Origin of the sequence: Pseudidiomarina tainanensis (assembly GCF_004214835.1) — a bacterium.
Taxonomy (GTDB): Bacteria; Pseudomonadota; Gammaproteobacteria; order Enterobacterales; family Alteromonadaceae; genus Pseudidiomarina; species Pseudidiomarina tainanensis.
The window spans coordinates 42,578-51,821 of the sequence record NZ_PIQJ01000004.1 but is presented as its reverse complement, the minus strand read 5'-3'; the positions used below and the strand labels follow the sequence as shown (position 1 = coordinate 51,821).

The 9,244-nt window shown below is 46.6% G+C and carries 16 protein-coding genes and 1 rRNA gene; 1 reads left to right on the top strand and 16 read right to left on the bottom strand.

Features of this window, described 5'->3' with window-relative positions; genetic code table 11:
- A 16S ribosomal RNA gene (locus CWI82_RS11400) occupies positions 1–87 on the bottom strand; the annotation flags it as partial.
- Between the two features lie 477 nt (positions 88–564).
- Here CWI82_RS11400 and CWI82_RS11395 point away from each other — a divergent pair.
- On the top strand, positions 565–1,362 hold the full coding sequence (locus CWI82_RS11395; protein WP_092858660.1) for a hypothetical protein: 798 nt from the start codon (positions 565–567) through the stop codon (positions 1,360–1,362).
- A gap of 71 nt (positions 1,363–1,433) precedes the next feature.
- Here the strand turns inward: CWI82_RS11395 and rplQ are convergent, their stop codons facing one another.
- From rplQ to rplE, 15 genes are all read right to left on the bottom strand, one after another.
- On the bottom strand, positions 1,434–1,835 hold the full coding sequence (gene rplQ, locus CWI82_RS11390) for a 50S ribosomal protein L17 (protein WP_092858662.1): 402 nt from the start codon (positions 1,833–1,835) through the stop codon (positions 1,434–1,436).
- 38 nt (positions 1,836–1,873) lie between these two features.
- The gene (locus CWI82_RS11385; RefSeq protein WP_092858664.1) at positions 1,874–2,863 is read right to left on the bottom strand and encodes a DNA-directed RNA polymerase subunit alpha; all 990 of its coding nucleotides are present in this window, start codon (positions 2,861–2,863) and stop codon (positions 1,874–1,876) included.
- A gap of 25 nt (positions 2,864–2,888) precedes the next feature.
- A complete protein-coding gene (rpsD, locus tag CWI82_RS11380) occupies positions 2,889–3,509 on the bottom strand; it encodes a 30S ribosomal protein S4 (RefSeq protein WP_092858666.1) in 621 nt (206 codons plus the stop codon).
- A 30-nt stretch (positions 3,510–3,539) separates the two neighbouring features.
- Complete coding sequence (rpsK, locus tag CWI82_RS11375; RefSeq protein ID WP_034734070.1) at positions 3,540–3,929, bottom strand: 30S ribosomal protein S11; 390 nt, start codon at positions 3,927–3,929, stop codon at positions 3,540–3,542.
- An 11-nt stretch (positions 3,930–3,940) separates the two neighbouring features.
- A complete protein-coding gene (gene rpsM, locus CWI82_RS11370) occupies positions 3,941–4,297 on the bottom strand; it encodes a 30S ribosomal protein S13 (protein WP_055439831.1) in 357 nt (118 codons plus the stop codon).
- A gap of 131 nt (positions 4,298–4,428) precedes the next feature.
- Positions 4,429–4,542 carry a 50S ribosomal protein L36 gene (gene rpmJ / locus CWI82_RS11365; protein WP_055439830.1) on the bottom strand — a complete coding sequence of 38 codons (114 nt, stop codon included), beginning with the start codon at positions 4,540–4,542 and terminating at the stop codon, positions 4,429–4,431.
- A gap of 25 nt (positions 4,543–4,567) precedes the next feature.
- The gene (gene secY, locus CWI82_RS11360; protein WP_092858668.1) at positions 4,568–5,896 is read right to left on the bottom strand and encodes a preprotein translocase subunit SecY; all 1,329 of its coding nucleotides are present in this window, start codon (positions 5,894–5,896) and stop codon (positions 4,568–4,570) included.
- Between the two features lie 5 nt (positions 5,897–5,901).
- Positions 5,902–6,336 (bottom strand): 50S ribosomal protein L15, encoded by a 435-nt coding sequence (gene rplO, locus CWI82_RS11355; protein WP_092858670.1) that lies wholly within the window; start codon positions 6,334–6,336, stop codon positions 5,902–5,904.
- A 3-nt stretch (positions 6,337–6,339) separates the two neighbouring features.
- Positions 6,340–6,522 (bottom strand): 50S ribosomal protein L30, encoded by a 183-nt coding sequence (gene rpmD, locus CWI82_RS11350; RefSeq protein ID WP_055439827.1) that lies wholly within the window; start codon positions 6,520–6,522, stop codon positions 6,340–6,342.
- 6 nt (positions 6,523–6,528) lie between these two features.
- The gene (gene rpsE / locus CWI82_RS11345; RefSeq protein ID WP_055439826.1) at positions 6,529–7,035 is read right to left on the bottom strand and encodes a 30S ribosomal protein S5; all 507 of its coding nucleotides are present in this window, start codon (positions 7,033–7,035) and stop codon (positions 6,529–6,531) included.
- 9 nt (positions 7,036–7,044) lie between these two features.
- Positions 7,045–7,398, bottom strand: coding sequence for a 50S ribosomal protein L18 (gene rplR, locus CWI82_RS11340; RefSeq protein WP_092858672.1), 354 nt, complete (start codon positions 7,396–7,398; stop codon positions 7,045–7,047).
- A 9-nt stretch (positions 7,399–7,407) separates the two neighbouring features.
- Complete coding sequence (rplF, locus tag CWI82_RS11335; protein WP_092858674.1) at positions 7,408–7,941, bottom strand: 50S ribosomal protein L6; 534 nt, start codon at positions 7,939–7,941, stop codon at positions 7,408–7,410.
- Positions 7,942–7,955: 14 nt separating this feature from the next.
- A complete protein-coding gene (gene rpsH, locus CWI82_RS11330; RefSeq protein WP_092858676.1) occupies positions 7,956–8,348 on the bottom strand; it encodes a 30S ribosomal protein S8 in 393 nt (130 codons plus the stop codon).
- 26 nt (positions 8,349–8,374) lie between these two features.
- Entirely contained in the window at positions 8,375–8,680 is a 306-nt protein-coding gene (gene rpsN / locus CWI82_RS11325) for a 30S ribosomal protein S14 (RefSeq protein WP_092858678.1), read from the bottom strand.
- 11 nt (positions 8,681–8,691) lie between these two features.
- Positions 8,692–9,231: a 50S ribosomal protein L5 gene (gene rplE / locus CWI82_RS11320; protein ID WP_092858680.1), complete on the bottom strand. Its 540-nt coding sequence runs from the start codon at positions 9,229–9,231 to the stop codon at positions 8,692–8,694.
- Between the last annotated feature and the right edge of the window lie 13 nt (positions 9,232–9,244).

Sequence of the window (9,244 nt, the reverse complement as noted above, 5' to 3'; positions counted from 1 at the left end):
GCAAGCTACTCCCCGCTGCCGCTCGACTTGCATGTGTTAGGCCTGCCGCCAGCGTTCAATCTGAGCCATGATCAAACTCTTCAGTTTAAAGTGTTTAATCGACCCATTGAATCAATGACTTAATAAATCTAATTTGTTAAGCACTTTTCCAATCAGTCAGGTGTATCCGAAGATACTTTTTTTTGCATCCGAAGATGCTTCTCTGCCTGAATCCGGTAAGTGCCCACACAGTTTGCTTGGCTTGGTATATTGTTAAAGAACATTCGCTTCTTCGTGAAGCGGGATGCGTATTTTACGCCATCCTTGGTTCAGGTCAAGATCCTTTTGGATCTTTTTTTGACTTGCGTCACTTCCTAAACCCGCGTCATCACTCGGTGACAACGGCGGCGAATTATAAGGATCGCCGCCAGCTGTGCAAGATCTTTTTTTGCATTTTTTTCTAATTGGTTTATTTTTACTCAAATTGAACAAAGTTTATCTATTGATTGTCTATAAACACTGCTATTGTTCAAATTCGTCACTAATAATTACTAAAAAGACACATTGTTAAATCGGGGTGCGCCTATGAAAGTTTTTCCAACTTTATTGGCTGCGAGCGTATTTATTACTTACGCAAGTTACGCAGCAGAATCTGCTGTGGTCGAAACGACGAAACCTGGCGTTTATGTTTTAGATGAAGAAAGCCAACGACTCGCAGATACATACGCACGGATGCTTCGTTATTATGAACAACGGAATTTTTCCTCTATTCGATCGGTTCGGGTTTTGATGAGTAATTATCCTCATCACGTTGAGCCTATTTTGTATGCCGCTTTTGAGCGATATCCACGACACTACCGGCACATCATAAAAGCTGCAATTGACGCAGAACCAGCGTTCACTCGCGAGGTAATATCTGTTGCACTAAATCTACGTGTGGCAGATCCTGCGGAAATCGTCCGAATTGGCGTTGAAACCGAACCGAGTTACGCCGAGGCGATTGTTGGAACCGTCGATGAGATCGATCCCGAGCATCTAAATGAAGTGATTCGGGTTGCTGTAACAACCGAACCGCATACAGCTGACGGTATTCTTAGAGCTAATAAAGAAGCAGAAGTTGGCAAATTAGAGTCAATCATCCAAGCTGTATTGGCCGCAGCTCCAGCCGTAGGCGGTTATCTAGCAGATACTATCAGCGATATTATCGGTTCGGCAGATAACACCGAAACGAATGAACTGCTGCAAGATCAAGATCGTGAACGTGCAATTAAATTGTTGCGTAGCGCATACAAAGCCGGCGGATTAACCGATGAACAACTACATGCTATTGCTGCTCGACACGAACTTTCCTCGCAGGAACTAGAGGTTATAACTAACCAATAAGTTCGCTTATTTTATATACAAACAAAAAAGCCGCTCGATGAGCGGCTTTTTTCATAGCGAATAAACTTCGCTTATTCTTCTACTGCAACTTCTTCAGCAGCAGTAGCGTCTACTTCTGGACGGTCAACTAGTTCAACATATGCCATAGGTGCATTGTCGCCAGCACGGAAGCCACACTTCATGATACGAGTGTAACCACCAGCGCGCTCTTGATAACGCGGACCTAATTCATTGAACAACTTACCAACCACTTCTTGGTCACGTGTACGAGCAAAAGCTAAACGGCGATTTGAAACGCTATCTTGCTTCGCTAATGTAATTAGCGGCTCAATTACACGGCGCAGTTCTTTCGCTTTTGGCAAAGTGGTTTTAATCACTTCGTGACGAACCAGTGAGCTTGCCATATTGCTGAACATCGCTTTGCGATGGCTGCTGTTGCGGTTGAGTTGACGACCACTCTTACGATGGCGCATACCTATACCCTTCTCAGTAAATCTCTGTAAAAGATAACTTAGTCGCGATCAACGAGACTTGCTGGTGGCCAGTTCTCTAGACGCATGCCTAAAGACAAACCACGCGATGCAAGCACATCTTTGATTTCGGTGAGCGATTTCTTACCTAAGTTCGGAGTTTTTAACAACTCAACTTCGGTGCGCTGCACTAAGTCACCAATGTACTGAATAGCTTCTGCTTTCAAACAGTTCGCAGAACGCACAGTTAATTCCAAATCGTCTACTGGACGCAAAAGAATCGGATCGAATTCCGGTTTCTCTTCTTTCTCTTCTGGCTCGCTCATATCACGTAATTCAACAAACGCTTCAAGCTGTTGAGCAAGAATTGTTGCTGCGCGACGAATCGCCTCTTCTGGATCCAATGTACCATTGGTTTCCATATCGATAACCAGTTTGTCTAAGTCGGTACGTTGCTCAACACGTGCAGAATCTACACTGTAAGCAATACGCTCAACTGGACTGAAAGAAGCGTCGACTAATAGTAGACCGAGCGGACGCTCTTCATCGTCAGCAGACTGACGTGCCGAGGCTGGAACATAACCACGACCACGCTCTACTTTGATTGACATATCAATCTCAGTATCACCTGTAAGAGTACAGATGAGGTGATCAGGGTTAATGATCTGGATATCACCATCATGGGTAATATCGCCAGCCTTGACAGGGCCCGCTCCGGATTTTTTCAAGGTCAGAATCGCTTCATCTTTGCCTTCCATGACTACTGATAAACCTTTAAGGTTTAACAGAATCTCGATGATGTCTTCCTGAACACCCTCTTTGCTGCTGTATTCGTGTTGAACACCGTCGATTTTTACTTCGGTTACTGCCACACCTGGCATAGACGAAAGTAAAATACGGCGCAACGCGTTGCCCAGCGTGTGACCAAAGCCACGCTCAAGAGGCTCCAACGTCACTTTAGCGTGAGTCGGGCTAATTTGTTCGATATCGACTAGCCTTGGCTTTAGGAATTCGGTAACAGAACCCTGCATTGTGTCCTCTCTTTATGCTTAAGCTTTACTTAGAGTAAAGCTCTACGATCAACTGTTCGTTAATTTCAGCAGACAAATCTGCACGCTCAGGAAGACGTTTAAACTGACCTTCCATCTTAGTGCTGTCTACTTCCAACCATACTGGCTTTTCACGCTGTTCAGCGAGTTCCAGTGCGGCTGCGATGCGCGCCTGCTTTTTCGCTTTTTCGCGAACGGACACAACGTCTTCCGGACGTACTTTAAACGACGGAATGTTGACTACCTGACCGTTCACTACTACTGCTTTGTGGCTTACCAACTGGCGCGCTTCAGCACGAGTTGACGCGAAGCCCATGCGGTACACCACGTTATCAAGGCGTTGCTCAAGCAATTGCAGCAGGTTCTCACCAGTATTGCCCTTAATACGGGCAGCTTCTTTGTAGTAGTTACGGAATTGCTTTTCTAGTACGCCGTAGATACGACGAACTTTTTGCTTTTCACGTAACTGCAAACCGTAATCAGACAAACGGCCGCGACGAGCGCCGTGCTGACCCGGTGCGCTTTCGAGTTTACATTTCGAATCGATTGCGCGTACGCCGCTTTTGAGGAACAAGTCTGTTCCTTCGCGACGACTCAGTTTGAGTTTTGGACCCAAATATCTAGCCATGTTCTTTCTCCAACTATCGTATAGCGCCTATTAAACGCGACGTTTCTTAGGCGGACGACAACCGTTGTGAGGAATAGGAGTCACATCAGTAATATTCGTGATGCGATAACCTACAGCGTTCAATGCGCGAATCGATGATTCACGACCAGGACCTGGGCCCTTAACGAACACTTCTAGGTTTTTCAAACCATATTCCTTCGCCATTTCACCTGCGCGCTCAGCAGCAACCTGTGCAGCAAACGGAGTTGATTTACGTGAACCACGGAAACCAGAACCACCTGCAGTTGCCCATGCTAACGCGTTACCTTGACGGTCAGTGATGGTCACAATGGTGTTATTGAAAGATGCATGGATGTGAGCCATGCCATCTGCGACTTGCTTTTTAACGCGCTTACGAGTACGAGTTGGTTGTTTAGCCATTTCTCAACTCCCTACTTCTTAATTGGTTTACGCGGACCTTTACGAGTGCGCGCATTAGTTTTAGTGCGCTGTCCACGTAGAGGCAAGCCACGACGATGACGAAGACCACGGTAACATCCGAGATCCATCAAGCGTTTGATGTTCATAGATACTTCACGGCGAAGATCGCCTTCAACAGTAAACTTAGCTACTGCATCACGAAGTACATCCAGTTTTTCTTCTGACAAAGAGCCGATTTTAGTATCTTCAGGCAGATCGATCGAAGCTAAGATAGCTTTTGAACGAGTACGGCCGATACCGTAAATCGCAGTCAAGGCAATGACTGCATGCTTATTGTCAGGAACGTTAATGCCAGCGATACGGGCCACTAACACGTCTCCTATAGTTTATGGGTGACCGGATTTGAAAAGCCCGTTAGGATACTCAACCGGTCGCCAATTTGCAAACATATCAAAGCCGCAGCCAAAAATATTTTTTGACTGCGGACTTCTTCTTCGAATTAACCTTGCCGTTGCTTGTGCTTAGGGTCACTGCAAATTACGCGCACAACACCGTTGCGCTTGATAACTTTACAGTTACGGCAGATTTTCTTCACGGAAGCACGAACTTTCATTGCTACACTCCGTAATTATCCAACCTTAACGGCCGAAGCCTTTAAGGTTAGCTTTTTTCAGGACCGAATCATACTGATGCGACATCAGATGAGTTTGGACCTGCGCCATAAAGTCCATGATAACAACTACGATAATTAAAAGCGACGTACCACCAAAATAGAATTGTACGTTCCACGCAATCATCATGAACTCAGGAACCAAACAGACAAAGGTAATGTACAAAGCGCCAGCAAGCGTCAATCGAGTCATTACTTTATCAATGTAACGTGAGGTTTGCTCACCAGGACGAATCCCAGGGATAAACGCTCCCGATTTCTTCAAGTTGTCTGCTGTCTCACGTGGGTTGAATACCAACGCAGTGTAGAAGAAACAGAAGAAAATAATTGCTGCTGCATAAAGCATCACATACAAAGGCTGACCCGGTGACAGTGTCAACGACAACTCTTGTAGGAAGTTTGCTACCGCACCTTCACCTTGGCCAAACCAGGTAGCGATGGTGCCTGGGAACAAAATAATGCTCGATGCAAAAATTGGTGGAATCACACCAGCCATGTTGACTTTCAATGGCAAGTGCGTGCTTTGCGCTGCGAAAACCTTACGGCCTTGTTGACGCTTCGCATAGTTCACAACAATACGACGTTGACCACGTTCTACGAACACAACGAAGTATGTTACTGCGAGAACGATAACACCAATTAGCAATAACAATAATAAATGTAAATCACCCTGACGAGCTTGCTCTGCCGTTTGACCAATGGCCGACGGGAGCCCTGCTACAATACCGGTGAAAATTAGAATAGAGATACCGTTTCCAATCCCACGCTCGGTAATTTGCTCACCTAACCACATTAAGAACATGGTACCAGTAACCAAACTCACGATAGCCGTGAAGTAAAATCCAAAACCAGGGTCAATAACTAATCCTGGCATTAGATTTGGTAAGCCTGTAGCTATACCAATTGATTGGAAAGTTGCGAGTATTAAAGTACCCCAACGCGTGTATTGGCTGATCTTACGACGGCCACTCTCACCTTCTTTCTTAAGCTCAGCAAGACGTGGATGAATCACGCTTGCCAATTGCATAATAATCGAGGCTGAAATGTACGGCATAATGCCTAGAGCAAATACCGACGCACGCTCAAGAGCACCACCGCTGAACATGTTAAACATGGCCACGATGGTGTCTTTTTGCTGATCGAATAATTGCGCCAATACAGCGGCATCTATACCAGGAATCGGCACAAAGGAGCCCGCACGGAACACGATTAACGCGCCGAGTACAAACAGCAGTCGACGTTTAAGCTCCGACGTGCCACCTTGAGCTCTGTTAGATTCCAATCCTGGTTTAGCCATGTGCTCTATCCTTCGATTTTGCCGCCAGCAGCTTCAATAGCTTCGCGGGCGCCTTTGGTGACCTTGATGCCTTGAACCGTTACTTTACGGCTGATTTCGCCTGACTTGATAACTTTAACAGTCAACACGTCGTGACGAATCAAACCAGCTTCTTTTAATGAAGCTAGAGTAACAGTATCACCAGCAACTTTCGCAATCTCTGCCAAGTTAACTTCAGCAGTAGTCATAGCCTTGCGTGAAGTAAAGCCAAACTTTGGCAAACGGCGTTGGATTGGCATTTGGCCGCCTTCAAAACCTGGCTTGATAGAGCCACCAGAGCGTGAAGTTTGACCTTTATGACCACGTCCACCAGTTTTACCAAGGCCTGAGCCGATACCACGGCCGAGACGCTTTTTGCTAGTTTTCGCACCAGGTGCAGGGGAGATAGTATTCAAGTACATGTCTTAATCCTCCACCTTTACCATGTAAGTGACTTGGTTCACCATGCCGCGGACGGCTGGAGTATCTTCCAGCTCGACCGTGTGACCAATGCGGCGCAGACCAAGACCACGAAGTGTAGCTTTATGTTTCGGCAAACGACCGATTGAGCTACGCGTCTGGGTTACTTTGATTGTCTTTTTCGCCATTGCTCACTACCCCAAAATTTCATCAACGCTCAATCCACGTTTAGCCGCTACTTGCTCAGGCGACTTCATACCGTGAAGTGCCTTAATAGTGGCACGAACAACGTTGATTGGGTTGGTTGAACCATATGCTTTTGACAGCACGTTGTGTACACCGGCAACTTCCAGTACTGCACGCATCGCACCACCGGCGATGATACCTGTACCTTCAGAAGCTGGCTGCATAAATACCTGTGAACCTGAATGACGGCCTTTAACAGGGTGCTGTAAGGTATCACCTTTCAGCTGCACGGTTACCATGTTGCGACGCGCTTTTTCCATTGCTTTTTGAATAGCAGCTGGAACTTCGCGAGCTTTACCATAACCGAAACCCACTTTACCTTGACCATCACCAACCACAGTCAGTGCAGTGAAGCTAAAGATGCGACCACCTTTAACAACCTTCGCTACACGGTTTACTGTGATTAGCTTTTCTTGCAGATCACTTTGTTGAGCTTCTACATTTGCATTTGCCATGTTCGTCTCCTAGAACTGAAGTCCAGCTTCACGAGCTGCGTCAGCCAAAGCGGCGACACGACCGTGATAACGGAAACCACTGCGATCGAATGCAACGTTTTTCACGCCTTTCTCAATCGCCCGTTCAGCGATCAGCTTACCAACTGCTTTTGCTGCTTCTACGTTACCAGCAGATTTGAACTGCTCACGCATAGTTTTCTCAACAGTTGATGCTGAAGCTAGTACTTCAGAACCGTTCGGTGCAATAAGCTGTGCGTAAATATGCCGTGGTGTACGGTGAACGACCAGGCGGTTAGCACCCAACTCTTGCATTTTCTTACGAGCGCGAGTTGCGCGGCGTAAGCGAGCTGATTTCTTGTCCATCGTCTTACCTTACTTTTTCTTGGCTTCTTTACGGCGCACTTGCTCATCGGCATAACGCACACCTTTACCTTTATAAGGCTCAGGCTTACGGAATGCGCGAATGTTAGCGGCAACTTGGCCTACTAACTGCTTGTCGACACCTTTCACGACTACTTCAGTTTGTGCTGGGACTTCGATAGTGATTCCCTGAGGGATATCGAACTCAATCGGGTGAGAATAGCCCAGCGTCAGGTTCAATTTAGAACCTGCAGTGTTAGCACGATAACCAACACCGATTAGCTGTAGTTTTTTCTCATAACCCTGCGCAACACCAACCACCATGTTTTGCAGTAACGCACGTGCTGTACCTGCTTGCGCAGTAGCGTTTGCAACGCCTTCACGTGCGATGGTGCGTAGAACGTTGTCTTCTTTTACAACTTCTACTGCATCATTTACTACACGGCTCAATGAGCCTTTGGCACCTTTGATTGTTACTTCCTGGCCATTTAGCGTAACTTCAACGCCAGCAGGAATGGCAATCGGTGCTTTAGCAACTCGTGACATTTCCTAACTCCTCGTTAAGCTACGTAACCAATAACTTCACCGCCAAGACCCGCTTTGCGAGCGGCACGGTCAGTCATCAGGCCTTTCGAAGTAGAGACAACTGCGACACCTAGACCACCCATAACTTTAGGTAGTTCGTTGCGTTTCTTGTAGATACGCAGACCAGGGCGACTTACGCGCTCAATTGATTCAATAACAGGCTTACCTTCAAAGTACTTCAAAGTAACTTCTAGTTCTGCTTTCACATCACTAGTTACGCTGAAGTCCGCGATATAACCTTCTTCTTTCAGAACTTGGGCAATAGCCACTTTCTGCTTAGAAGCAGGCATGCGCACGGCAACTTTGTTAGCACCCTGAGCGTTGCGGATGCGAGTGAACATATCCGCAATTGGATCTTGCATGCTCATATTTGCTTTCTCCCGTGACTCGTGGCTTACCAGCTAGCTTTTTTCAAGCCAGGAATTTCACCGCGCATCGCTTTCTCACGTACTTTGATACGGCTCATGCCGAACTTACGTAGGAAACCGTGTGGGCGGCCCGTTACGCGGCAGCGGTTACGCTGACGGCTTGGGCTCGAATCACGAGGAAGACTTTGCAATTTAAGCACGGCTTCCCAACGCTCTTCGTCCGAAGTATTCGGATCGCTGATCACATTTTTCAGTGCGATGCGTTTTTCTGCGTATTTAGCTGCTAGCTTTTGACGCTTCAGCTCACGCATTTTCATTGACTCTTTTGCCATAACTCTACACCTTACTTCTTGAACGGGAAGTTAAAGGCAGCGAGCAAAGCGCGAGCTTCGTCATCAGTGCCTGCAGTAGTGGTGATAGTGATGTCAAGACCACGAACCTTATCAACTTTATCAAAGTCGATTTCAGGGAAGATGATCTGCTCACGTACGCCCATACTGTAATTTCCCCGACCATCGAAAGATTTCGGGTTCAAACCACGGAAATCGCGAATACGTGGAATTGCAATCATAATTAAACGTTGCAAAAAGTCCCACATACGCTCGCCACGCAGAGTCACTTTACAGCCAATTGGGTAGCCTTCACGGATTTTGAAGCCAGCGACAGATTTACGAGCAACAGTACGTACCGGACGTTGACCAGAAATTGCTTCAAGGTCAGATACTGCGTTGTCGAGAATCTTTTTGTCAGCCAGAGCTTCACCAACACCCATGTTAAGGGTGATTTTTTCAATCCGAGGGACTTGCATGACGCTGTTGTAGCCGAACTGTTTAAGCAGCTCAGGAACTACTGATTCTTTGTAAAAATCATGCAGTTTCGCCATCGTAAAACTCCAA

Excerpts from the sequence above, each read along its gene's own strand:
- CWI82_RS11385 (WP_092858664.1), bottom strand. The coding sequence starts at position 2,863 with ATGCAGGGTTCTGTTACCGAATTCCTAAAGCCAAGGCTAGTCGATATC.
- rplE (WP_092858680.1), bottom strand. The coding sequence starts at position 9,231 with ATGGCGAAACTGCATGATTTTTACAAAGAATCAGTAGTTCCTGAGCTG.
- rpsE (WP_055439826.1), bottom strand. The coding sequence starts at position 7,035 with ATGGCAAATGCAAATGTAGAAGCTCAACAAAGTGATCTGCAAGAAAAG.
- rpmJ (WP_055439830.1), bottom strand. The coding sequence starts at position 4,542 with ATGAAAGTTCGTGCTTCCGTGAAGAAAATCTGCCGTAACTGTAAAGTT.
- CWI82_RS11395 (WP_092858660.1), top strand. The coding sequence starts at position 565 with ATGAAAGTTTTTCCAACTTTATTGGCTGCGAGCGTATTTATTACTTAC.
- rplF (WP_092858674.1), bottom strand. The coding sequence starts at position 7,941 with ATGTCACGAGTTGCTAAAGCACCGATTGCCATTCCTGCTGGCGTTGAA.
- rpsK (WP_034734070.1), bottom strand. The coding sequence starts at position 3,929 with ATGGCTAAACAACCAACTCGTACTCGTAAGCGCGTTAAAAAGCAAGTC.
- rplO (WP_092858670.1), bottom strand. The coding sequence starts at position 6,336 with ATGTACTTGAATACTATCTCCCCTGCACCTGGTGCGAAAACTAGCAAA.
- rplR (WP_092858672.1), bottom strand. The coding sequence starts at position 7,398 with ATGGACAAGAAATCAGCTCGCTTACGCCGCGCAACTCGCGCTCGTAAG.
- rplQ (WP_092858662.1), bottom strand. The coding sequence starts at position 1,835 with ATGCGCCATCGTAAGAGTGGTCGTCAACTCAACCGCAACAGCAGCCAT.
- rpsD (WP_092858666.1), bottom strand. The coding sequence starts at position 3,509 with ATGGCTAGATATTTGGGTCCAAAACTCAAACTGAGTCGTCGCGAAGGA.
- rpsN (WP_092858678.1), bottom strand. The coding sequence starts at position 8,680 with ATGGCAAAAGAGTCAATGAAAATGCGTGAGCTGAAGCGTCAAAAGCTA.
- secY (WP_092858668.1), bottom strand. The coding sequence starts at position 5,896 with ATGGCTAAACCAGGATTGGAATCTAACAGAGCTCAAGGTGGCACGTCG.
- rpmD (WP_055439827.1), bottom strand. The coding sequence starts at position 6,522 with ATGGCGAAAAAGACAATCAAAGTAACCCAGACGCGTAGCTCAATCGGT.
- rpsH (WP_092858676.1), bottom strand. The coding sequence starts at position 8,348 with ATGAGCATGCAAGATCCAATTGCGGATATGTTCACTCGCATCCGCAAC.